This window comes from Geobacter hydrogenophilus (assembly GCF_018501225.1).
GTDB lineage: Bacteria > Desulfobacterota > Desulfuromonadia > Geobacterales > Geobacteraceae > Geobacter > Geobacter hydrogenophilus.
Window position 1 is genome coordinate 362,529 of sequence record NZ_JAHCZI010000001.1, and the last position, 24,085, is coordinate 386,613.

The following is a 24,085-nucleotide window of genomic DNA, read 5'->3' on the forward strand; positions in this document are numbered from 1 at the left end:
GAGTCCCCGCAAAAAAGCACCGGCAGTTATCCGGAGGGAAAGCGTCAGAAACGGCAGATCAGGTGACGTGAAAACCAACCGGCGACGCTTGGACTCTTTTCGGAGCGGGCCCTCCGCCCCCCGACCGCCACTGACAGCACAAAACGAATCAGGAAACAACCGGCAAAGAAAGCGTAACCGTCGTCCCCTTGCCAAGGGTCGAGTCGAAGGAAAGGGTACCCCCGTGCTCCTTGACGATGCCGGCGGAGACCGAGAGCCCCAGGCCGGTGCCGCCGCTCTCCCGCTTGGTGGTAAAGAAGGGGTCGGTCAAACGGGAGAGGTTTTCCGGCGCGATGCCGCTCCCCTCGTCCCGGACTTGGAGAATCACCCTCCCCCCTTCCGCGTCCAGGGATGTTTCCAGCTCGATCCCCCGCGACGGGTCGGGCAGGGCCTGGCAGGCGTTGAGGACCAGGTTCACCACCACCTGCTCGATCCGCTGGGTATTAGCCAACACTTGGGGCAAGTCCGGCGCGTAGCGGGCCGTGAAGCGGGTCGTGGCTTTGCGCAGCGAGGTATCCACCAGCCGCACCGCCGCCTGGGCCACGCCGTTGAGATCGAACTCCTTCCCCCCCACGTCGTCCCGCCGCGCAAAATCCTTCAGGTCCTCCACGATCCGCTTGATCCGCTTGGCCCCGTCCTGCATCTCGTCCATGAGCCGGGGCACCTCCTGCCGGACCCGGGAGTAACGGAGACCGCCGAGGGTGAAATCCCCCTCCTCCCGAAAGCGCTCCTCCAGGATGGGGGCCGCATCATTGTAAATCTTGCGCAGAATTGGAACATCCAGAAGAATCAGCCCCGTAGGGTTGTTGATCTCGTGGGCCACCCCGGAGACCAGGATGCCGAGGGCCGCCATCTTGTCGGCCTGGACCAGCTGCTGCTGGTTCAGCTGCACCTCCTCCAGGGCACGGGAGAGGGACTCGGTCCGCTGGGCCACCTGCCGGCGGAGCGAATGGGACCAGAGAACCGTGCCGCCGAGGATGAGAAGGAGCGGAACCACCACCACCGCAATATACTTGATTGTGTCCCGCCACCGCATCGGCTGGGGCTCCAGAACCCCCAGCCACTTGGCATGGATCGCGTCGTACTGGCCGGTCTTCTTGAGGATGGCGAGCCCCTCGCTGAACCGGGCCAGAAGCTCCGCATCCCCCTGCCGCACCGCATAGCCGTAGCGCTGGGCCGCGATGCTCCGGGCCACGGGGACGAGATTCGTGAGCCGGTTCTCCCGGATGATGTACATCCCCGGCACCATGGCAACCACCGCGTAGTCGCACCCCCCGGCGGCCAGGAGCCGGAGGGCGTCGGCAGGGGGCGGGGTCAGGACCAGATCCTTCCCATACCCCCGCTCCGCCAGGTACTCATGCATGATCCCGTCCCGGTGGAGCGCCACCTTTTTCCCGCGCAGTTCATCAAGGGAGCTGGCCGGCGGCGAGTCGCGCCGGGCGAAGATGGCGTGGTAGACAATGGTATGGGGCGGGGTGAAATCGATCTGCTTCGCCCGCTTCTCGGACCAGGAAATCCCCTGGAGCACGTCGACGCGGCCGCTCTTCAAGTCCGAGAGCATCTCCGCCCAGGCCCCGAGCCGGAACTCCACCTTCATCCCCATGATCTCGGCGATGGCCCGGGTCAGATCCACGTTGTAGCCGGCGGGCTTGCCGCTCTGGTCGATGAATTCGTACGGGGGATAGTCCCGGTCGCCGCCAACGACGATGGTCCGGTCCCGGCCAGGGACATCAGGGGCCGCCGGAAGAGGGGCGACACAGAAGAGGGAGAGGACGACTGCCGCAAGAAACCGCAGCAGCAGCCTTCCCCCCTCGCCATACGAGAGTTTTATGGATTCATGGCAGGACACGGGCCTCTTTCCGTCAGGGGAGTTTCGCCCGCTCATACTGGGGAGGCCAGGGAACGTTGACCCCAAGGGAACGGGCCGCGTGGAGGGGCCAGTAGGGATCCCGGAGCATCTCGCGAGCCAGGAGAACCGCATCGGCAAGCCCCGTGGCCACGATCTGCTCCGCCTGGGCCGGGTCGGTGATGAAACCGACGGTCCCCGTGGGGATTCCGGCCTCGCGCCGGATGGCGGTGGCAAAGGGGGTCTGGTAGCCGGGGCCGAAGGGGATGACGGCGTCGGGGGTGAGGAAACCGGCCGAGCAGTCGATAAAGTCGACGCCGGCCTCTCTCAGCTTCCGGGCGAGGACCACCGACTGCCCCAGGTCCCACCCCCCTTCGATCCAGTCAGTGGCCGAGATCCGCACGAACAGGGGGAGATCGGCAGGCCATACTTCCCGCACCGCCCGGGCCACCCTCAGGGGAAGGCGGATCCGGTTCTCCAGGCTTCCGCCGAAATCGTCCGTCCGCCGGTTCGAGAGGGGGGAGAGGAACTCGTGGAGGAGATAGCCGTGGGCCATGTGAATCTCCACCACCCGGAAACCGGCGGCCAGCGCCCGCCGGGCCCCCTCTCGGAACTGCCGGACCACATTGTCCATCTCCTCCACCATCAGCTCCCGAGGAACGGTATAATCAGCCGCGAAGGGACGGGGGCTCGGAGCCACCGGCTGCCACCCCCGGGCCTCTGGCCCCAGGGGGAGCCCGCCGCGCCAGGGGAGATCGGTGGAGGCCTTGCGGCCGGCATGGGCGAGCTGGATGCCGGGAACCGCCCCCTGCTCGGCGATGAAGCGGGTGATGGGGGCAAACCCCTCCACATGCCGGTCGTCCCAGATGCCGCTGTCGTCGGGGCTTATGCGCCCCTCGGGACTCACCGCCGTCGCCTCCACCATCACGAGCCCCGCCCCCCCCACGGCCCGGCTCCCCAGGTGGACCAGGTGCCAGTCGGTGGGCATCCCGTCAAGGCTCGAATACTGGCACATGGGGGAGACGAAGATGCGGTTGCGGAAGGTGACCGATCGCAGGGTCAAGGGGGTAAAGAGGGCACTCATGGGGATCTCCTCCATTCGTGGTGTTCAGGAAGAGTGTATCAGACGGGAGGGGGTAGTAAAGGAATGGAAGACGGGACAGCTAGCGCCTGCGGCGCCGGAGGAGCACCCCGTAAACCGCCAGGTTCAACGCCGCCACCAGAAGCCCCACGGCTATCTGCCATCCCCGCGTGAGCCCTGGCGGGTAGATGAGGGGAACGAGGTAGTGCTCGATGAAGCTCTCCGTGTAGCCCGTCTCGCCAGCCAGGTGCCGGAAGCGGACCTCCAGATAGGTCAGGGGGCAGACCTTGCCGCTCAACTCGATGAAGGCCCCCCAGAGAGCCGCCGGGACATGGAGCCATGCCAGCCGCGGCCACCGAAGCACCACAAGCCCGCCCAGCACCACGAAGAGGACAAACAGGCCGTGGACGAGGACCACCGCATCGGCAAGGCGCGAATACCCCATCACGCCTCCGGCACGCTCACTGCTACTCCAGCACCTTCACCTCTTCCACGAAGTATTCGGTTTCCGCGAATATCGTCGAGGGGACCCACTTGTGCTGCCCATAGTGGAGAACAACCTTCTTCCCAACGGCCCCGTTGATCTGTTGGGCAATGGCATCATCCCTCACGCTGAACAGGAACTTTTCAGGGATGGCACCGGGCACCGGGAGCATCTGCAACTCACCTTCCCAGGTCTTGAATACCCATCCCTTTTTCGAGAACTTCTGAACGTATCCGGCGCGCTCCCCCGTGGAATAGGTCCAGGTAAGAGAAAACCATGTGTATCCGGCAATCGCCACCAGCACCAGCACCACTATTCCGGCTATCCCGCCGAATACTTTCCCCTTTGTGATTGGCATCCCAGCCCTCCCTTAATTTAATTTTAATTCCGGAACAACCTACAACACCCCTCCCTGTCACTTCAAGGGAGAAATCACTCTCTTGTTCGCTTTGATCGCCCTCTCACGCAGGAACTCACCAAGTATGCGCCCCGTGTGGGACACATCCCCCATGCGCGCCACCTCCTCCGGCGTCCCCCGGGCCACGATCTTCCCGCCGCCGTCGCCCCCTTCCGGCCCCAGGTCCATGAGCCAGTCGGCCTCGGCGATGACATCCAGGTTGTGCTCGATGACGATGACCGAGTTCCCCGCCGCCACCAGCCGGTGGAGGACCCGGACCAGCTTTTCCACGTCGGCCATGTGGAGGCCGATGGTGGGCTCGTCGAGGATATACAGGGAATGGGGTGCGGTGCGCGGGACGCGGAGCCCTTCCTTCACCGGCTTCGCCTTGGCCAGTTCGGTGACGAGCTTGATCCGCTGGGCCTCCCCCCCCGAGAGGGTGGGGCTCTGCTGCCCCAGGGTGAGATAGCCGAGCCCCACGGCCTGCAGGAGCTGGAGCGGATGGAGGATGGTCCGGTGGGCGGCGAAGAACTCCACCGCCTCGTCCACGCTCATGGCCAGGAGATCGCCGATGGACTTCCCCCGGTGGCGGACCATGAGGGTCTCGGCGTTGAAGCGCAGCCCCCCGCAGACCTCGCACGCCACCTTCACGTCGGGGAGGAAGCTCATCTCGATGGTCTTCACCCCCTGCCCCTCGCACTCGTCGCACCGTCCCCCCTTCACGTTGAAGGAGAAGCGGCTCGGGCCGTACCCCCGCAGCCGGGCCTCGGTGGTGCCGGCGTAGAGCTTGCGGATGGCGTCCCAGAACCCCACGTAGGTGGCGGGGCACGATCGCGGGGTCTTGCCGATGGGGGTTTGGTCCACCTCCAGCACCCGGGCGAGCTCCTCCCATCCCCGGATCTCCCGGCACCCTGTCACGGGGTGGGCTCCCCTGCCATGGGCCAGGAGCCCTTGGAGTGAGGCATGCAGGACGTTACGCACCAGGGTGCTCTTGCCGCTCCCCGAGACGCCGGTGACGCAGACGAGCCGCCGGAGCGGGAAAGCAATATCGATCTCCTGCAGGTTGTGGAGGGCAGCCCCCAGCACCTGGATGGACGGCTCCTCCGGGGCCGGGGCAGGTCGCCGCTCCACCAGGGGATGGCGCAGGGGCTCCGCCAGGTAGCGCCCCGTGAGGGAGTCCGGGGCCGCCATGACCTGCTCCAGGGTTCCCTCGGCCACCACCAGGCCGCCGTTCACGCCGGCGCCGGGGCCCAGGTCGATGACGTGCTCGGCCCGCCGGATGGTCTCCTCGTCGTGCTCCACCACCACGATGGTGTTCCCCTTCCCCTCCAGCTTCCGCAGGGTGTCGAGGAGCATCCGGTTGTCCCGGGGGTGGAGGCCGATGGTGGGCTCGTCGAGGATGTAGCAGACCCCCCGCAGGTTGGAGCCGAGCTGGGCCGCCAGCCTGATCCGCTGGGCCTCGCCGCCGGAGAGGGTCGGGGCCGCCCGGTCGAGCGACAGGTAACCGAGCCCCACCTCGCCCAGGAAGGCGAGCCTCGTCCCGATCTCGGCCACGATATCCCGGGCGATGGCCGCCTCCCGCCCCTCCAGCCCCAGGTCGCCGACGAACGCCGCCGCCTGGGTCACGGTGAGGGCTGTCAGCTCCGCGATGTTCCGGTCACGGAAGCGGACGGCCAGGGCCTCGGGATTGAGCCGGGCGCCATGGCAGGCGGAGCAGGTCCGTTCCTCCCCCTCGAACCACTCGTTCCACCAGATCTCCTCGCCGGTCTGCTCCGCGTCGAAGCCGGGGATCTCCAGCCCCGTGCCGAAGCAGCGGGGGCACCAGCCGTGGCGGGAGTTGTAGGAGAAAAGCCGCGGGTCGGGCTCGGGGAAGCTTTGACCGCAGGAGGTACAGGCGCGAAGCGTTGAATAGAGCAAATCCGCCTTCGAACGTCTACCGGCGTTGCCTTCGTCGGTGTCTCCTCGACGTACCTCAGGGTACGCCTGCGTCGCCCCCTCCTCGCCGCCTTGGTATACGTCCGAAATCGAATTTGCCGAACTGCCTTGCTCCACCGCCATCCGCACCACCCCCTTGCCGAAGGCCAGTGCCCGGTCGAGAAGCTCCCGCAGCTCCCCCTCTCCCTTCGCCGCCACCGTGATCTCACCCACGGGGAGGTCGATGTCGTGCTCCCTGAAGCGGTCGAGCCGGGGCCACGGCTCCACGGGGGTCATGACGCCGTCCACCCGGAGGCTGGCAAACCCCTTCCCCGCGGCCCATTTGGCCAGATCGGTGTAGTACCCCTTCCGGGCCGTGACAAGGGGCGCCAGGAGCACCACCCGCTTCCCCCGCAAATCACGCAGGAGTCGCGCCACAATGGCGTCCGGCGTCTGGGGGGTGATGGGGATGCCGCAGTCGGGGCAGTGCTGGACCCCGAGCTTCACGAAGAGGAGCCGGAGGAAGTGGTAGATCTCCGTCAGGGTCGCCACGGTGCTCTTGCGCCCACCGCGGCTCGTCCGCTGCTCGATGGCCACCGTGGGGGGGATGCCGAGGACCGCGTCCACGTCGGGGCGGGCCGCGGGCTGGACGAACTGGCGGGCGTAGGCGTTGAGGGATTCCAGGTAGCGCCGCTGCCCCTCGGCGAAGAGGATGTCGAAGGCCACGGTGGACTTGCCGCTCCCCGAGATGCCGGTGATGACCGTGAACCGGTCCCGGGGGACGGCGATGGTGACGTTCTTCAGGTTGTGCTCCCGGGCGTGGACGATGCGGATGGCGCGGTCCGGGACCACGGCGGGGAGCGCCTCCGCCACCCCCTGGGCCGACTCCCTCACGAGCGCGGCCAACTCTTCCCCGTACTCCAGCAGGGCCCGGCCGGTGTGGCTCTCCCGGCATCCCATCACCTCTGCCGGGGTGCCGACGCAGACCACCCTCCCGCCGGCATCGCCACCCTCGGGCCCCAGGTCGATGAGCCATTCGGCGGCGGCGATCACATCCAGGTTGTGCTCGATCACCACCAGGGAGTCACCCGCCTCCAAAAGCCGCTGGAAGGCGGCCAGGAGCCGGGCGATATCCTCGAAGTGGAGGCCGGTGGTCGGCTCGTCAAAGAGGAAAAGGTTCCCTGCCCCCGTGCGCTTCCGCCCCCTCACCTCGGCCAGATGGCCCGCCAGCTTCAGCCGCTGGGCCTCGCCGCCGGAAAGGGTCGGCACCGGCTGACCGAGGCGGAGGTAGCCGAGCCCCACCGCCTCCAGGGGTTCCAACCCCCGAAGCACCTCGCGATGGCCGGCGAAGAAGGCCACCGCCTCGGTCACGGTCATCTCCAGCACGTCGGCGATGGAGACGGGGCGCCCCTCCCCGGCCGGCACGAGTTGCACCTCCAGCACCTCGGGGCGGTAGCGGCGGCCGTCGCAGTCGGAGCAGCGGATGTAGACGTCGGAGAGGAACTGCATCTCCACGTGCTCGAAGCCGTTGCCGCCGCAGGCGGGGCAGCGGCCGGTGCCGGCGTTGAAGCTGAAGGTGCCGGTGGTGTACCCCCGCTCCTTGGCCAGGGGCTCGGCGGCGAAGAGCTTGCGGATGGCGTCGAAGGCCCCCACATAGCTGGCCGGGTTGGAGCGGGTCGTCTTGCCGATGGGGGACTGGTCCACCAATACGACGTCGCCGATCAGCTCCGCCCCTTTGATGGCAGCATGGGCGCCCGCCGGCTCCGTCGGCTTCCCCTTCAGCTTCAGGAGCCCCCGGTGGAGGACGTCCTGGATCAGGGTCGACTTGCCGGAGCCGGAGACGCCGGTGATGCAGACGAGCCGGCCGAGGGGGATGCGAACATCGATCCCCGTGAGGTTGTGGGCGGCGGCGCCGAGGATTTCCAGGTATCCCCCATTTCCCCTCACCCCGTCCCTCTCCCCGGGGGAGAGGGAGACATCTTTACCCTCGCCCTTTGGGAGAGGGTGGCCGGAGGCCGGGTGAAGGGCAACCTTCTTCTCTCCCGCCAGATACTGAGCCGTGAGCGACATCCGCTCCCGCACCAGCTCCCCCGGCGTCCCGAAGAAGACCACCTCTCCCCCCCGTTCGCCGGGGCCGGGACCCATATCGAGAATCCGGTCGGCGGCGAGCATCACCTGGGGGTCGTGCTCCACCACCAGCAGCGTGTTCCCCGCGTCCCGCAACTGCCGCAGCACGCCGATCACCCGCCCCATGTCCCGGGGGTGGAGACCGATGGAGGGCTCGTCTAGCACGAAGAGGGTGTTCACGAGGGAGGTGCCCAGGGCCGTGGTCAGGTTGATCCGCTGGACCTCGCCGCCCGAAAGGGTCCGGGACTGGCGGTCCAAGGTCAGATAGCCAAGCCCCACCTCCCCCAGGTAGCCGAGGCGGGCGCGGATCTCCCGCAGGAGCAATTCCGCCGCCTCATCCAGGGGGGGCGGGAGCGCCAGGGCGCCGAAAAACCCGGCGCAGCGGTCCAGGGGGAGGAGCATGACATCGTGGATGGTGAGGCCGGGAAGGGTGCGGATAAGATCGTCGGCAAGCTCAACCCCCTCGGGGCGGAAGCGCTCCTCCGGCGGGAGCACCCGGTCGGCCTCCTCCCTGGTCCCGAGCCGCCAGAGGAGCGCATCGGGGCTCAAGCGCGCCCCCACGCAGGCGGGGCAGATGGTGTAGGCCCGGTACTTGGAGAGGAGGACCCGGATGTGCATCTTGTAGCTCTTGGTTTCGAGCCAGTCGAAGAAGCGGCGCACCCCGTACCAGAGCCCGTCCTCCCAGGAGCCCTCCCCCTCGATCACCCAGTGGCGCTGCTCCGCCGTCAGCTCCCGCCACGGCACGTTCACCGGAATGCCCCGCTTGGCCGCGAAGGTCATCATGTCGTCCTGACACTCCCGGTAGCTCTCGGTCTGCCACGGCTTCACCGCGCCGCCGGCCAGGCTCTTCGACTCATCGGGGATCACCAGGCCGTGGTCGATGCCGATGACCCGCCCGAACCCCCGGCAGGTGGGGCACGCCCCCACCGGCGAGTTGAAGGAGAAGAGGTGGGGCGCCGGGTCGTGGTAGGAGATGTCGCAGTCGGGGCAGTGGAGATCGCTGGAGAACCGCCACGGCTCCCCCGGCGTCCCGTCATCGCCGAGGGGGTAGACGAGCACCCGCCCGTGGCCGACGCGGAGTGCCGCCTCCATCCCCTCCGCGAGGCGGGAGCGGTTCTCCGGCTTAAGCCGCGTCCGGTCCTGGATCACCTCCAGGATGCCGTCCTCCTCCCGGTGGATGCGGGTGTACCCCTGGCCGGCCAGGAACCCCTTTACCTCGTCGGCGGAGAAGTTGGCCGGCACCGGCACCGGGAAGGTAACGAGGAGGGGCATCGCCTCTTTCCCCGTCACCCCGCCCCTCTCCCTCGGGGAGAGGGAGCCATCGTTACCCTCGCCCTCCGGGAGAGGGTGGCCGGAGGCCGGGTGAGGGTCCCGCGCCAACAGCTCATCGACAATGCTCTCCGGCGTGTCGCGCCGCACCGGCCGGCCGCAGCCGCGGCAGAAAAGCCGCGCGGCCCGGGCAAAGAGGAGCTTCAGGTGGTCGTTCAGCTCCGTCATGGTCCCCACGGTGGAGCGGGAGGTGCGGACCGGGTTGGTCTGGTCGATGGCAATGGCCGGCGGGATGCCGTCGATCCGGTCCACGGCCGGGCGGTCCATCCGCTCCAGAAACTGGCGGGCATAGGGGGAGAAGGTCTCCACGTAGCGGCGCTGCCCCTCGGCATAGACCGTATCGAAGGCGAGGGACGACTTTCCCGAGCCGGAGACACCGGTGACGACGATCAACTCGCCGAGGGGAAGGTCGAGATCGAGGTTCTTGAGGTTGTTCTGACGGGCGTTTCTGATGGAAATGGTATCGTGGGCCATGGGGGGAAGTATAGCAGGCATCAGGGCGCCGCGCGATAGGTGCAGAGCAACTCCCATCTAACCGATTGCGAGACCGTTCAGTTCACTGTAGCTCATCGTCAATCCCTTGTCCCTTCCGCGCGAAAGCCTGAACCTTATCTCGAATTACATGAAATTTTTAATTTACAGTCTTTTAAAGTGTGCGTATATTTTTGAATTCAAAAACCTGACTTTTTTGTCGACAACATTCGATCAGCGCTTGATGACAGGATAATCCAGACCACTCATCTTCAACACGGTGCTTTAGGGGGCATGATGAATCGACTCATTCTTCTGCTATTGATTTTGTTTGTGACTGCGACACCCATGGCTCTTCAGGCCAATATGAAGCAACCGTCATATCCGGCCCAGTCGGCGGCCGCTGTCTACACGCCAGGAATACCGACTGTGTATGCAGGGGACGATGTTACGGCATTCGCAGGAATTCCGGTGGTATTACACCCAATAGTCACCCCTTCAACTCCTGGGAATTCTCTAAGTTACGACTGGAAAATCATCAACAAGCCCGGCGGCAGCAAGGCAGTCCTTAGTGATCGTCATTCGATAAATCCAACTTTTGTTACCATGCTTCCGGGTTATTATGAACTTCAACTCTGGGTAACCGAGGGAAAGACGAATGTGAGCGATATCGTCGTGGTTCATGTGCTTCCTTCTCCGAAATCGAATCCACCGGTGGCAATCCCCACAGCCCCCTCAAACGTTATCGTAGGCCACCAGATCACTCTCAACGGCAGCGGAAGTTATGACCCTTCAGGGCTCTCCCTCAGCTACGCCTGGGAAATGATTTCCCAACCCCAGGGAAGCTCCGCCACCCTCATGAGCGCTTTGACAACCTTCCCAGTTTTCACGCCAGACCTTCCGGGGGCCTATGAAATCAAGCTCACCGTATCCAACGAATATGCGACTGGGGTGCCTCAAACCCTTCTGATACAGGCAAGACAGAACATTGCACCGGTTGCGAATGCGGGACCGGATCAGAGCGTTCCTCCGGGAGCGATGGTTACCCTCGACGGCAGCGCCAGCTATGACACGGACGGGGACCCTCTCACCTTTGCATGGGCGTTTCAGTCCTGCCCGAAGAACATCTGCCCAACGCTGGAGAATTCTTTCAACACAAATCCATCCTTTATTGCCGCCCTGCCGGGCACATACGTTCTCAGCCTGACCGTTGGAGACGGAAGTTACCTGACGACCACGGACACCGTGCAGGTTACCTCCTCAGCGCCTGGCCCCAGTGATCCCGATTTTCTGAAACTACAGTGGCAATATGGCATTTTCGGAACGAACATCGGTCAGGCCGGCCTCCACGTCACCGACCTTGACGGTGACGGCACGCCGGAAGTCATCGCCAGTGCTTGGGCAGGAAGCACCTCGGTGTGGTACATTCTGCGGCAGAACGCCAATGGGGCGTACGAGCAGGTCTGGCGAAGCGCGAGTTATTCCTCCCCGATCGTTCGCCTGCGGGTAGCTGACGTCACCAATGATGGGAAAGGCGATGTCATCGTAGGGCTGAGCGACGGCACCATCAGGATATACGACGGCCCGACGTGCAATGAATTGCGACAGTTTTCCACGGCCGGCACACTTACGGACATGGCTGTCAAGGATGTCGACGGTGACGGGAAGCCGGAGGTCGTGACGACCAACGTCACCGGCGTCTTTGTCTATGACATCGAAAGCGGCGCGTCGAAATGGTCGCTGCCAACGGGTGGCAGCACTTCCCTGGCAGTCGGAAACGTAGATGCGGATCAATCAGTAGAAATAGTCACGACATCTTCATCTTATGGCGGGAAGGGATATGTCATTGATGCCGCCTCACACACCATCGAATGGGAATACATCAACGGCTTCGGCTGCCGTGTCGCCCTTGGGGATCTTGACGGTGATGGCATGGAGGAAATCGTCGGCGCCGCAGCCTGGTCCAAGGTCACCGTGTTCGATGCCGACGCAAAAACACCGTCGTGGGAAATCCCCACGTCCCAGGACATAAGTGCCCTGCTTGTTATCGATGCGGATGACGACGGCAAACCCGAGATTCTGTATGGCGACGGACAATGGGGCAAGGTTTACGCGATTGATGCGTTAACACGACAAGAGAAATGGTCGATCAGCAACCCTGAGCATGGAGTGCAGGGGCTTGCCCTTGGAGACACCGATCAGGATGGGACGAAGGAGGTTCTATGGAGTGCCGGCGGTTCTTCGTCCGGTGCAGACTACCTTTACATTGCCGACCCGCAGACGCGCACCATTGAGTGGCAGAGCATCCATGTTGACGGACCGTTGAGCGCCCTTGATGTCGGCGATGTGGACGGCGACGGCGATGACGAGATCGTCATGGTCTCTTTCGAGAGCGAAAGCGGCTATGGAGAGGGTATTATCCACATTTTCGACGCCAGGACCCATACCCTCGAGTATCGGGAAAAGCTCGGGCTTATGGACTGGATGGGAGTACGGTCGGTCCGGATCGGCGACGTCGACGGTGATGGAAACAATGAGTTCGTGGTCACGACCGCAAACCTCTACGACGGCTTTATTCGGGTCTACAACGGAGTCACCAGGGCCGTCAAATACGATAGCGCCAGGTACAGCGGCAACTACTTCACGGCTCTGGCCATTGCCGACGTGGACAATGACGGCGAGAAGGAAATCATCGCCGGGCAGGGGAGAGAGCACACGGGGGCACAGGGGACATACCTGATTGTTTTCGATGGGAAAACACTGCAGGAAAAATGGCGGAGCGTCGACCTGGGAACCTACTGGGGAGCTGTCCGTGACATCAAGGTCGCCGACATCGACGGAGACGGCAATCAAGAGCTCATTGCAGCCCTCGGCAACCAACTCGTCGTCTATGACGGCGTCACGCACAATCTCAAATTCCTCGGAAACCAGTCCGCCGTTGCCCTTGAAGTCACCGATGGCAGCACAGAAATCCTTGTAGGCCGGGGAGACGGAAAGATCGATGTCATCGACGGCGTCACTTTTGCGGTAAAGAAAACCGTGCCCACCTCCAGCAACACCCAGATTGACGCACTGCAGGCCGTTGACCTGACCGGTGACGGCGCTCCCGAGTGGCTGATCACACACGGCGGCATGATGGAGATAATGGAAGGCAATACCGAGACCCTGAAATGGACCAGCCCAAACTTGGCGACAAACCTCGGGCTCTTCAATCATCTCGTCATCAGGGACACGGACAGAGACGGCCGCGCGGACGTTTTTGTAGGGGACAACGCGGGGCTGTACCACTTTGAGCAGACCCCATAACGTCAAGCGAAGTGTTTGAAAATGCGCAAAACCCGCCAGGATATCTTCTTGGCGGGTAGCACATGATAAAAAATAGCCGATGATCAAGCCCACCTTTGACAAAGGGGGTAAGCTTCAGGGCCGGCCCTCGCAGAGAGGACCGGCCCGTTGCTTTTCCCTGAGTCGGCATCATCTGGATTTATTCAAGCCCTACCCCAAACAGTCCCATCTTTCCATGGCGGCACCCGATCATGGAGAAAATCGCCCTCCCGACATTTCAGGTTTCTCGTCTTGACACCACTTTCACGACCTGAGATAGTGCCGCCATGTGGATATTCTAATCATCAAAGGAGCACCCATGGTCCGCAACGCATTGTTGGCCCTCGCAGCAATCATCGCCTCCAGTCTCGCAGGCCCGATCCCCGACTCCCGTGCGTTCGACCCTGCATTGATAGAGCGTTCAAAGGCTCTCGGCGAATGCGAGGAATGCGACTTCAGCCATGCCGACCTGAAAGGGGTCGACCTCAGGGGGGTTAAGCTGGACGGCTCCAATTTTACCGGCGCCGACCTTCGCGCCGCCAGGATAGAAGACTGCGGCGAATGTGACTTCTCCGACGCCGACCTCACCGGCCTTCTCATCGAGGGAGCAAGCCTGGACGAGGCCATATTTGAAAGAGCCAAAGTGAAGTCGGCCAAGTGCTCAGGGGCCTACATCCACCATGCCCGATTCAGCGGCGCCGATTTTACGGGAGCCGACATGAATAAGGTCAATGTGGAAAAAGGGAACTTCACCGGAGCCAACCTCACGAACGCCAGTTTCGTGGGATCACGACTCAGATACGCAACGTTCACCGGTGCGGTCCTGAAAGGGGCAAACTTCTCCTTTGCAGACCTGTCTTATACCGACCTCAGTTCTCTGGATCTGGGAGGGGCGAATTTTCGAGGTGCCTCCCTTGAGGGGACGGCACTGACGGGGGCCAAGTTCACTCAGGCGGATTTCAGGGGCGCAGACCTGACCCGTTCCCGCTACAGTGTAACGACCGTTTATGATTCTTCTTCGAGCAGACTGGTTGAAGGTTTCGCATCGGTCACCTGCATTGAACTGCAAGAAGCAGGAGCTATAATCGATTCAACGACAAAATGCTCAACGGGGCACTAATAGAGGAGACTCACGATAAGTCCGGGGATTATTGCAGGACGCTACCTGTCCAAACAACAAGGAGGGATATGGACATAAAAAGCATCCTTACAAGCAGAAGCTTTTGTTATCTTGCCGTACGCGAGTTGGGGCAAAAGGGAACAGAAGTCGGCCGACTGCTGCACTTGAGGCCGACGTGGGTAACCCTAGCGGAAAGCGTGGGGAGGGCGTTGTAAAGAACAACAGCAAGTTCTTGTCACTCTTGGGGGAGTTTTAGAAAAATAGATAAAAACGTCCCCCTACCAAGACTTAGGAGGTGAGTATGTTTGCAAAAGTTAGAAATGCGTCCGTGATGTTGTTTGCAATGTTTTTGGCTGCGTGTAGTTCATCAGGTACATTTACAATGAAGCAAGAGCTTATTGAACCGATTAACAATCAGAAAACCGTATCTATCTTGGTTAAATCAGATAAAGTTCCTGAAAGTGAAAAAGAAGACGCAAAGAAGGCTTGTAGTTCACTTCAAGAAAAATTGTATTCGCGTCTTGTTTCACAAGGTTTGTTTAAATCTTCTGCTATTTACCCAAACGAAGGCGACTACAGTTTGGAAATTGATGTACTTGGCGTTCGGTTGGTTTCAAATACTGCACGGATATGGTGGGGCGTGATGGCTGGTGCAAGCGGAATTGAAGCAAATGTATTGTTACGTGACGGAGCAGGCAAAGTCTTAACTGAGTATCATGCAGATGGAAGTTCTGCTTCGCACCCATTTTCTTCTGAAAGTGGATCTGACAATGCTGTTGATCAGCTCGCAACCCAAATTGCAGAAGCTATAAAAAAGAGATAGTCAATTCATCTAACTGACTCAACCAACAACCAGGGAGGGCAATCTTATGAAAACGATGCGTGTTAACAGATGGGCGGTCATGGGCCTTTTGTTGGCTCTCGTGCTGCAGGCGCCGGGCTGGGCCATGGCGCAAACGACATTCGGACGGATCGTGGTGTTCGGAGACAGCCTTTCCGATCCTGGCAACCTGTTTGCCCTGGAGGGCGGCGCGAACACGCCACCCTACACCTCACTGGACCAGCTCCTTATTCCCGACAGCCCCTATGCAAGGGGAGGGCACCACTTCAGTAACGGGGCCACCTGGGTTGAACAGCTTGCACGGCCATTGGGGCTCGCCGGGAACACCCGCCCGGCCTTTCAGGGTTCAGGGACCGAGGCAACCAATTACGCGGTCGGTGGCGCCAGGGCCCACGAAGACGGGATCAACGTGAACCTCCAGTCACAGGTGACCGCGTTCCTCAATGCCTTTGGCGGCGCTGCGCCGGCCGATGCCCTCTACGTGGTAGAGTTCGGCAGCAACGACATCCGCGACGCACTGGCGGCAGGCGCTGCCGGAGGCCCCATTCTCGAAGGCGCCCTTACCGCCGTCGGCAGCAACATCGGGGTCCTGTATGCTGCGGGTGCACGGAAGTTCCTGGTATGCAACGCCCCCGACATCTCGCTGACTCCTGCCGTTCTCACCCTTGACAAGTTCACCCCCGGAGCTGGCCAATTCGCCCAGTTCCTGTCGTCCACCTACAACTCGGGGCTCGACCTCCTTCTGGGGTCGATGGCGGTGCTTCCCGGCATTGAGATTGTGCGCGTCGACTTCTTCCAGAAGCTTCATGAAATTGTCGCCGCCCCTGCGGCATTCGGCCTGAGTGTGGTGGACAGAGCCTGCGTAACGCCCGACACACCGCCCTATGCCTGCCAGAACCCTGATCAGTTCCTGTTCTGGGATGGAACCCATCCGACCAAGGCGGTCCATGCCATCATGTCGCAGGAAGCGGCATCCGCGCTGGCGAACTAAATCGTTCCCAGACGCCAGAAGGCAAACAGACAAAAAGGGGCGCCGCACGAATTGCGACGCCCCTTTTTGTCAACTCTCACACCCTCCGGATCAGGTTCTGAACCGCCCCATGAGGAGCGAAAGCTCTTCAGACAGGGTATCAAGCCGATCGGCGGCTTCGGCCACATTGCGGGAACTGTCGGAATCCTGCGACGCCAGATGGCTGATGCTGGCGATTGTTTTCGTGATGTGGCCGGTGGTCGCACTCTGTTCCTCCGAGGCGGTGGCGATCTGGCTCACCTGGGATGAAACCGCGTCAATTCTCGCGATGATGGTATCCATGGCCTGCATCGCTTCTTCGGCTACCCCCACGCCGGATTTGACCTCGACCACGCTCCGCTCCATTGCCTGAACGGCGGAACCCGTTCCATCGAGCACGGTCCGGATGATCTCCTTGATTTCATGGGCCGACTCGGAGCAGCGCTCCGCCAGCACCCGCACCTCATCGGCCACAACGGCGAACCCGCGCCCCTGTTCGCCTGCCCGCGCGGCCTCGATTGCCGCGTTGAGGGCCAGCAGGTTGGTCTGGTCGGCGATATCCTCGATAGAGGTTATGATTGCCGCAATATGGTCGGTTGATGCGCCGAGCTTGTTAACGATGTCAGAGGTCGCGCCGACCTCGTCGGCGAGCTTGCGCATGGTGGTGACGGTATGGTCCATGACGCTGCGGCCGGAGGAGGTGAGGTGCGCGGCTCCCACGGCGTTTTCCGCCGCGACCTGACAGTTGTTGGCGATATCGTTGGATGTGGCGGACATCTGTTCGCTGGATGTAGCGATGCCGTCGGCCTCCTGGGCCAGCTGGCCGGAGGTCGAGACCATTTTCGACGAGAGCCCGGCCAGCCCGTCCGCTGCCGCCGATACATCCACGGCCCTTGCGGAAATAGTGACGACCGTGTCGTGGAGCTTGCCGACAAACTGGTTGAACCAGTGGGCCAGTTCGGCGAACTCGTCCTTGCCGCTCTCGTCGAGGCGCTTGGTCAGGTCCCCTTCCCCTTCGGCGATGTCGCGGACCATGGCTGTCACGCCGGAAAGGGACCGGTTGATGCGGATGATGGTGTACCAGAGCGGGATAGCCGACAGGACGGCAATGACGATGGCGAGGACGATGATGGTGCCCGTCATCTTCCGGGCCGCCGCGGTGGTCTTCTCAACCATCTGCTGCTGCCCCATGGCGGTATTACGGACCAGCTCCTCGCCGGTTTTGAGCTCTCGGTTTGCGGCCTCCTTCACCATGGCGAGGGCTTTACCCGCCTTGTCGTTGCTCTCGATGATCTTGAGCTGGGCTGCGATGATGCGATCCACCGACGCCGACGCGCCCCGGACCGAAACGGCAGCCGCATCGATGTTCCGCAGGGCGGTGGTCTGCCTGATCTGAACCAGCTCCCTGCGCGCCGTGGCCGCATTGGCGGAAATGCTGTTGAATCCCGACCGGATATCGGCTGCAACGGCCTCCGCCTCCTTGACCGTCCCGCTCAGCATGAGAGAACGGACCTTGGCGTCAAGGGTCCTGACGGCAAGACTGATGCCGTTCACCGCACCGTCGATGCCGGAAACCCGCTGGCTGGAAGCGAGCACCCCCTCAACATCCTTGCGGTTCTGTTCGACCCGCTTGTCGATGCGGGCCGTGGCGGTATTGAGGCTGATGGCGAGTTCCATCAGATCGTTGTGAATCTTGCGCTTTTCCTCGGCAAATTTCCCCCCCGTATCCTTTCCCGCCATGGCTGCCTGCTTCAGGGCCAGCAGACCGGTCTCGGGCCTGATGAACTGCTGGTAGATGTCGCTCACCGCCTTCTTGACCGTCACCACCGCTTCATCATTGACGTTAATTTCCTGTATCGACCCGACCGTACTCTTCATCTTCGACTTGTTTGCAAGGATCTCGGTACTGCTCTTGGCCACCTCAAGGTCCTTGAGCACCGCCTGCACGTCCTTCAGCTTGATAATCAGATCCTTGACCTGCTGCGCCGCGGCAGCCATCTGGGTGGACGAGGCGAAGGAGCCCGCCACCTTTTTCGAGCTGGACGCCGTGAGATTCTGCATGTCACGCCGCACCCCCCCGAGAATCCGCTCCACGTTCTGGATGTCCGCCTCCACCTTCCGCGACTCCTCCCGGAAATTGCCGAGGCTTTCGATACGGGAACGGGTGGCGTTCTTCACATCCTCGTAGACCCTGTCGATGACCGTGACGTCAATGGAGCCGGCATGGGCGGCATCAAGGGCCTTGATGCCGTCCAGTGCCGTCTTGAGACCCTTCAGCCTCTCATCGGCGGCAGTCGACAGCTCCGCCACCTCCCGTGGATCACTGGCGACTCCGAGGCGCAGCAGCACGCCGGTCAGGGACTCGATGGAGCGCTGCAGCTCGGTGGTTTTGATCTGGAGGGGGGTGGAGCGGTCGGTGAGCTGGGCGATGATGCCGCGGATGTCGTAGATGGAATAGATGCTCACGAACGCCAGCGCGGCAAGGCCGGCCAGCATGACCGCCGCGCTTGTGTAGAGCCAGGACCGGGTCTTCATGCCAATCTCCTATTTCTTGTAGATGCCGCACCCGAGGATCAGCTCGCCCGACTTCTCCACATAGGAGGTTTTCTGCTCTTCCGCCTTGGACTTGGGATTCAGGATCGTGTAATCAACCCAGCCGGTACCGTCCTTTTTGGCCAGTTCGACGATCTCGCGGCGAAACTTCTTCCCCTTGGAATCGGGGACGTCCATCAGGTTCTGGCCCACCTTGTCGGGGGCCGTCGCGTTGGCCACCAGCGTCCCCCCCTCATCGAAGGCAAACACATAGAGGGCACCCTTCACAAACGGACCCTTGGGGTCATTGAGGGTGTCAAGGGCCTTTTCCAGACCGTTCGTCTTGTGGAATGCGGCGGCAGCCTTCACCATCTTCATCGCTTCCTCCCTGTCGTCGGCCCGCGCCACGGACACGGAGACAATCAGGGCAAAACAGACTGCGACAGCTCCCAACAGTGAAACCAGTGACCTTCTCATGCTCATTCCTCCCTCATTCCTTGTAGTTCTGACCGTTTCGGTCGAAATAATGTCTACTTTTGGCTTATCGGCCCAGGCCTGAAATTCTTGAGTGATTATAATGACTAAATCTCTATCCATGCAAAAAGGGGCGGTTATCCACGCCTTTCGCGGGTGGCTATGAACAATAGATCATTGTCCCCTCGGCCAGGTTGTGATACTGAGTGGAAACGCATGGGAGGAACCGTCAGACAGTGACAGCAAGACTTTCACGGGAAAATAACGAGAACCGCACCATATGCGGCGCCTGCGGCGGCGAATGCTGCCGGACCAGGCCGGGGATCGAGTCGCCGGAGCGCTTTCTTGCCGCGGCCAATCCCGCCGAGGAACTGGCGCATCTGCTGGCCTCAGGCCTCTGGGTCCTCGACACCCACTACGGTGTCCCCTACGATCCCGAAAAGGGGGAAAAGGGGGACCCCGACCGGATTATCCTCTACCCTCGGCCGGCCACCCGGCAGGAACAGGCACAGGGGAGCCTCCAGGTCGTCCCCGGCGCCGGCGAGTGCGTGCTCCTGGGGGACGGGGGGTGCACCCTCCCCTTCAAGGAGCGCCCCCGGGCCTGCCGGGCCCTGGAACCGGCCTCCGACTTCGCATGCACCTCCTCCTGGACCCGCTTCGACGCCGCCCGGGAGTGGCAGCACCACCAGGAGATGGTCGACGAGGCTCTCGCTCTCGTCGACACTTTGCGGTGATTATTTGATTTGATTATTTTATTTTATTCAGGATGCGCAGCAGGCCATCGAGGATGGTTGCCGGATGGGGAGGGCAACCGGGGATGTAGAGATCAACGGGAACAAGACTGTCTACGCCATTGCAGACCTGAGGGGTATCGATGTATGGTCCGCCGTTGATGGCGCAGGCTCCGGAGGCGACAACGATCTTTGGATCAGGAATCGCCTCATAGGTGGTAAGAAGCGCCTTGGCCATATTTTCAGTAACCGGACCGGTTACCCACAGGCCATCGGCGTGACGTGGCGACGCCACAAACTGTATGCCGAACCGCCCGAGATCCCAACCGATGGTCGAAAGAACATTGGTATCGGCCTCGCACGCATTGCACCCGCCCGCACTGACCTCCCGGAATTTAAGAGAACGCCCGAACAGGCGCCGCAGGTCGGGAGGCAACGGTCGAGCGTTGTGATGTTCCGATCCTGGATGAACCATCAGATGGTCACGGTTCGTAACGGCCAGTCGATAATCCGTGGTAAATTGGATGGTTCCGACCGGGCATTCGGCACAGAAAAGACATTTGCCCATGTCCAGGCACCCGCCTCCGGCCTTTGAATAAGCACCGTAGGGGCACTCGGCCCCGGAAGCCGCGGTTACCGGGCTAACGATCGGATAGCCGCGGAAACGCTCGGGCATCTGCAGCGGCGCAGCGGGATATGGCATGGTGCGATGGCCTTGCTTGATTCGGGAAGCGATTGCTCGGAACATGTAACGTTATCCTCCCTAGAGGTCGAACCCGCAATAGGACAGGTTGAAGCTCTTGTTGCAAAGCGGGAAATCGGATATTTGCTGTCCCCGAAGTGCCAAGGCGAGCCCTTGCCAGTTATGGAACGAAGGGTCGACGATTTTGTAACGGATGAAACGCCCGGCATCGTCGGTGACCGCCACGTGACATATTTCCCCGCGCCATCCCTCGGTCAGGGCAACGGCCAGACGCTCGCCCGCGCAAGGGGCCGTAGCAACCCGGTGCCCCCCTCCGGGGAGTTGCCTCAGCTGTTCTTCGATAAAATCCATTGATTTCTGGGCTTCATGCCACCTGATCATGGTTCGTGCGCACACATCGCCATGGAACGCGGTAGCAACCGGAAGATGGGTCATACGATAGATGCCGAACGGATAATCAAGGCGGACATCCCTCTTGATTCCGCAGGCCCGCGCGGGAGGCCCGACCAGACCGAGTTCGTGGGCCTGTTCGCGCGTCAATCCCCCGGTACCCTCCAAACGCCCCATCACCGAAGGCGAGCTCCAGAGGAGCTCGATCGCATTGGTCAGGTCACGTCGTGCCTCTGCCAGACGCTTGAGAAGATCGTCGCGCAGCTCGGGCGTCAGATCGAAAATCGTGCCGCCCGGGACGAGAAGCCCCCGCCCGAAACGGCTGCCGCAGAGGACGGCAGTCATATTGAGGAAATCTCCCCTGATGCGGCCGCAGAAGGAGGCGGTCGGCAGATACCCCACATCACCGGCGATTGCCCCCAGGTCGCCGGTATGGTTGGCAAGCCGTTCCAGTTCGAGGGCAATGCCCCGCAGCACTTCTGCTCGGGGAGACGCCTTGATTCCTCCCAGCGCCTCCATGATCATGCAGTAGGCCTGGCCATGGCCGATGGTCGTGTCGCCGGCGGCGGTTTCCATTACCTGCAAGGTGCGCGGGTGAGGCCCGCCGACAAGCCCCGCCTCGATCCCCCGGTGCTGGTAGCCGAGGGATATCTCCAGGTGAAAGACCTCTTCACCGTGGCACTGGAAGCGGAAGTGACCCGGCTCGATGATGCCGGCATGGACGGGGCCGACGGCAACCTCATGCACTTCGTCGCCTGCCACCTGGAAATAGTCCATGACGCCAACACGGAGCGGCTCGTCCGCGGGGCGGTTCCACGCATCGCGTCCCGGCACGAACGAATGGTGAAAACGGACCGGCTTGAACCAGGGGTGCTCATCGAATATCAGGCCGCACTGTTCGGCAATCTCCCGTTCAAATAGTTGCACTTGGGTACTGAGCGAGGCAAGGGAGGGAACGTGACTGTCGCTTGTCTCCGTACGGGCTGCGGCAAGCCGGCCCTCTGCCTTGTTGGCCAGGACGCAGACAAGGGCGGTGGATGATGGCGCCGGAATGCCGAAATACGAAACAATCCGCCATCCCCGGTCCAACGAATCGAGAATGCTCTGCAGAAACTCGTTGGTATCCACGGGGGGAATCTCCGCCAGGGGGACGGCGGCTCCGTTGTATATGGTGCGGAATGGGTCACTCACGGTTGCACCCCCAGCATTGCGGCCCCCTCGGTAAGGAGCGAAACAAGGAAAGCAGGCGGCCAGATCCCGAGCCACAGGATGATCGCCATCATGAAAAGCGGTGGTCCCACGGTCAGCAGACGGTCCTCGTAAGCGGAGGGTTCAAGATCGGCGGGGGGAGCGCCCATGACCATCGGCAGCACCGTCAGGGCCATGCCGATGAACACGATGACCAGAAACAGCAGGAACAGCCACCCCACTGGGTGCCGCCCTTCGATGAAGGCGCTGCTGACAATCGTGTACTCGCTGATGAACGGCGAGAACGGCGGCGAACCGGTAATGGCGATGAAACCGGCCAGGAAGAGCCCCCCTGACCAGGGGAGCCGTGTCAGTGCCCCCTTGACCACATCGGTCGTCTTGTTTCCGTACGACCGGTGAATGTTGCCGGAGGAGAGGAACAACACCCCCTTGGTCAATCCGTTGTTCAGGAGATGAAAGAGCGCACCATACAGCGCCCCCTTGCCAAGCCCGAGACCGATGGCAAGAATCCCCACATGTTCGACGCTCGAATAGGCCAGCATCCTCTTGAAGTCAGCCTGATGCGCCATGAATACGGCGGCAAAGGCCATGGAGATGAGCCCCATGCCAACCAAAGCATCTTGGAAGAACGCCAGTTCGGAACCGGATGCCAGGCAGATCTGATAAACCCGCAGGATGGACAGAAACGCGCAATTGACCAGTCCCCCGGCAAGCAGGGCACCAACGAGGCCGGGCGCTTCGCCATAGGCATCCGGCTTCCAGGCATGGAGCGGGGCCAGACCCATCTTTGAGCCATAACCGACCAGCAGAAAAATCGCCGCCGCATGGAGCCAGCCGGGATTCAGCTCACGGGCGGACAGCATCAGCGGCCCGAGCAGCAGGGTGGCATCCCGGTGGGCCACATAGGTCGAATAGGCGAGAAACAGCAGTCCGAGCAGCGCCAGGCCGATGCCGACGGAACAGAGGAGAAGATACTTCCAGGTGGCCTCTATCGAACGTGCATTGCGATTGAAGTAGATGAGGGGGGCCATGGATACGGTGGTTGTTTCCAGTGCGACCCAGAGCAGTCCCAGATGCTGGGTCATGGTGACCAGCCCCATGGCTGAAAGGCAGACCAGCAGCCCCATGCAGAGGACCCGGTTCGAGCGCTCCTGACGGTAGGACAGGTAGCCGACGGCATAAAAGGCGCAGACGGTGAAGAGGAGGCTGATGCACAGGAGCACCACCTTCCCCAGGGGGTCGAGCCAGATCCAGCCTCCGGGGGATGGTGGCGGCGTGTTCACCAGCAATAACGCCGTCAGTGCCAGGTGAACCGTCGCAACAGCCGGCAGAGTAATGGGCCTGAGACGGTTGTCCGGCACGATCCAGGCGCATAACGCCCCCACCAGGGGGAGCAGAACAAGGGCATACAACATTTGAGGCTACTCCTCCTTCAGTGCCCGGAGGCGGGAGGTGTCGATCGACGAGAATTCCCGGCTGATATGGTTGATAACAATACCCATGACGAATATTCCCACGAGAAGGTCGAGGAGGGCGCCGGCCTCAACCATGACCGGCATTGCCTCGGTCAGGAGAAGACCGAATACGAATATCCCGTTCTCCATCACCAGATAGCCGATGACCTGGGAAATGGCCTTGCGACGGGTCGTCAGGATCAGAAAACCACACAGGAGCGTGGCGATGGAGGCAGGCACAAACAGGAGATCCTTGTGTTCGGGCGCGAGCGGTAAGCGTTCGGCAAAAACGAACGCCAGGGCGGTGAAAATGGCCCCGAGGAGCAAGGTCGGCACATACCCGACGAAGGGTTCCACTTCGCGCCTGATCTGGGCCTTGCGAACGGCGCCGCCGATGAAGTAGGGAATTGCCACTCCCTTGGCCAGGATGATGCCGGCGGTGATACCGGCCAAGTGTCCGGAGAACGGATGTATCAAGCCGGGCAGGACACCGAGGATGACCCCCTGGACGGCAACGGCACGGATGGAAAACATCAGCCTGCTCGTGCCGAGCATGATCAGATTGATCAGCATCACCAGTACCAGCAATTGATCGGCGAATGAACTCATG

At 62.0% G+C, this 24,085-nt stretch carries 16 protein-coding genes; 5 read left to right on the forward strand and 11 right to left on the reverse strand.

Annotated elements, in window-relative coordinates; all coding sequences use genetic code 11:
• Nucleotides 1–148: 148 nt before the first annotated feature.
• The 5 genes from KI811_RS01605 to uvrA all read right to left on the reverse strand — a co-directional run bounded on the left by KI811_RS01605 (nucleotide 149) and on the right by uvrA (nucleotide 9,712).
• Nucleotides 149–1,888, reverse strand: a complete 1,740-nt coding sequence (locus tag KI811_RS01605) for a transporter substrate-binding domain-containing protein (protein WP_343213587.1) — start codon at nucleotides 1,886–1,888, stop codon at nucleotides 149–151.
• 13 nt (nucleotides 1,889–1,901) lie between these two features.
• Nucleotides 1,902–2,969, reverse strand: coding sequence for an NADH:flavin oxidoreductase/NADH oxidase (locus KI811_RS01610; protein WP_214184739.1), 1,068 nt, complete (start codon nucleotides 2,967–2,969; stop codon nucleotides 1,902–1,904).
• A 79-nt stretch (nucleotides 2,970–3,048) separates the two neighbouring features.
• The gene (locus KI811_RS01615; RefSeq protein WP_214184740.1) at nucleotides 3,049–3,411 is read right to left on the reverse strand and encodes a DUF2784 domain-containing protein; all 363 of its coding nucleotides are present in this window, start codon (nucleotides 3,409–3,411) and stop codon (nucleotides 3,049–3,051) included.
• Between the two features lie 22 nt (nucleotides 3,412–3,433).
• Nucleotides 3,434–3,808, reverse strand: a complete 375-nt coding sequence (locus tag KI811_RS01620) for a hypothetical protein (protein ID WP_214184741.1) — start codon at nucleotides 3,806–3,808, stop codon at nucleotides 3,434–3,436.
• A 57-nt stretch (nucleotides 3,809–3,865) separates the two neighbouring features.
• Nucleotides 3,866–9,712 carry an excinuclease ABC subunit UvrA gene (gene uvrA, locus KI811_RS01625; RefSeq protein ID WP_425513817.1) on the reverse strand — a complete coding sequence of 1,949 codons (5,847 nt, stop codon included), beginning with the start codon at nucleotides 9,710–9,712 and terminating at the stop codon, nucleotides 3,866–3,868.
• Between the two features lie 273 nt (nucleotides 9,713–9,985).
• Between uvrA and KI811_RS01630 the strand changes: the two genes are divergently transcribed.
• From KI811_RS01630 to KI811_RS01645, 4 genes are all read left to right on the forward strand, one after another.
• Nucleotides 9,986–12,994 (forward strand): FG-GAP repeat domain-containing protein, encoded by a 3,009-nt coding sequence (locus tag KI811_RS01630; RefSeq protein ID WP_214184742.1) that lies wholly within the window; start codon nucleotides 9,986–9,988, stop codon nucleotides 12,992–12,994.
• Nucleotides 12,995–13,331: 337 nt separating this feature from the next.
• Complete coding sequence (locus tag KI811_RS01635; protein ID WP_214184743.1) at nucleotides 13,332–14,132, forward strand: pentapeptide repeat-containing protein; 801 nt, start codon at nucleotides 13,332–13,334, stop codon at nucleotides 14,130–14,132.
• A gap of 301 nt (nucleotides 14,133–14,433) precedes the next feature.
• The gene (locus tag KI811_RS01640) at nucleotides 14,434–14,955 is read left to right on the forward strand and encodes a DUF4410 domain-containing protein (RefSeq protein ID WP_214184744.1); all 522 of its coding nucleotides are present in this window, start codon (nucleotides 14,434–14,436) and stop codon (nucleotides 14,953–14,955) included.
• A 46-nt stretch (nucleotides 14,956–15,001) separates the two neighbouring features.
• The gene (locus KI811_RS01645; protein ID WP_214184745.1) at nucleotides 15,002–15,964 is read left to right on the forward strand and encodes an SGNH/GDSL hydrolase family protein; all 963 of its coding nucleotides are present in this window, start codon (nucleotides 15,002–15,004) and stop codon (nucleotides 15,962–15,964) included.
• A gap of 90 nt (nucleotides 15,965–16,054) precedes the next feature.
• Here the strand turns inward: KI811_RS01645 and KI811_RS01650 are convergent, their stop codons facing one another.
• Both KI811_RS01650 and KI811_RS01655 read right to left on the reverse strand, forming a co-directional pair.
• Complete coding sequence (locus KI811_RS01650) at nucleotides 16,055–18,517, reverse strand: methyl-accepting chemotaxis protein (RefSeq protein ID WP_214184746.1); 2,463 nt, start codon at nucleotides 18,515–18,517, stop codon at nucleotides 16,055–16,057.
• 9 nt (nucleotides 18,518–18,526) lie between these two features.
• Nucleotides 18,527–18,991 (reverse strand): cache domain-containing protein, encoded by a 465-nt coding sequence (locus KI811_RS01655; RefSeq protein ID WP_214184747.1) that lies wholly within the window; start codon nucleotides 18,989–18,991, stop codon nucleotides 18,527–18,529.
• 233 nt (nucleotides 18,992–19,224) lie between these two features.
• Here KI811_RS01655 and KI811_RS01660 point away from each other — a divergent pair, with 233 nt between their 5' ends.
• Nucleotides 19,225–19,722, forward strand: a complete 498-nt coding sequence (locus KI811_RS01660) for a hypothetical protein (RefSeq protein ID WP_214184748.1) — start codon at nucleotides 19,225–19,227, stop codon at nucleotides 19,720–19,722.
• A gap of 13 nt (nucleotides 19,723–19,735) precedes the next feature.
• On the opposite strand, the gene KI811_RS01665 is transcribed toward KI811_RS01660, so the two are convergent.
• The 4 genes from KI811_RS01665 to KI811_RS01680 are packed head-to-tail and all read right to left on the reverse strand — an operon-like array spanning nucleotide 19,736 to nucleotide 24,084.
• Complete coding sequence (locus tag KI811_RS01665; protein ID WP_214184749.1) at nucleotides 19,736–20,467, reverse strand: NADH-quinone oxidoreductase subunit B family protein; 732 nt, start codon at nucleotides 20,465–20,467, stop codon at nucleotides 19,736–19,738.
• Between the two features lie 15 nt (nucleotides 20,468–20,482).
• Nucleotides 20,483–22,003, reverse strand: a complete 1,521-nt coding sequence (locus KI811_RS01670) for a hydrogenase large subunit (protein WP_214184750.1) — start codon at nucleotides 22,001–22,003, stop codon at nucleotides 20,483–20,485.
• Nucleotides 22,000–23,436, reverse strand: coding sequence for a proton-conducting transporter transmembrane domain-containing protein (locus KI811_RS01675; RefSeq protein ID WP_214184751.1), 1,437 nt, complete (start codon nucleotides 23,434–23,436; stop codon nucleotides 22,000–22,002). The genes KI811_RS01670 and KI811_RS01675 overlap by 4 nt, the downstream gene beginning before the upstream one ends.
• Before the next feature lie 6 nt (nucleotides 23,437–23,442).
• A complete protein-coding gene (locus tag KI811_RS01680) occupies nucleotides 23,443–24,084 on the reverse strand; it encodes a hydrogenase (protein WP_214184752.1) in 642 nt (213 codons plus the stop codon).
• Nucleotide 24,085: the final 1 nt, after the last annotated feature.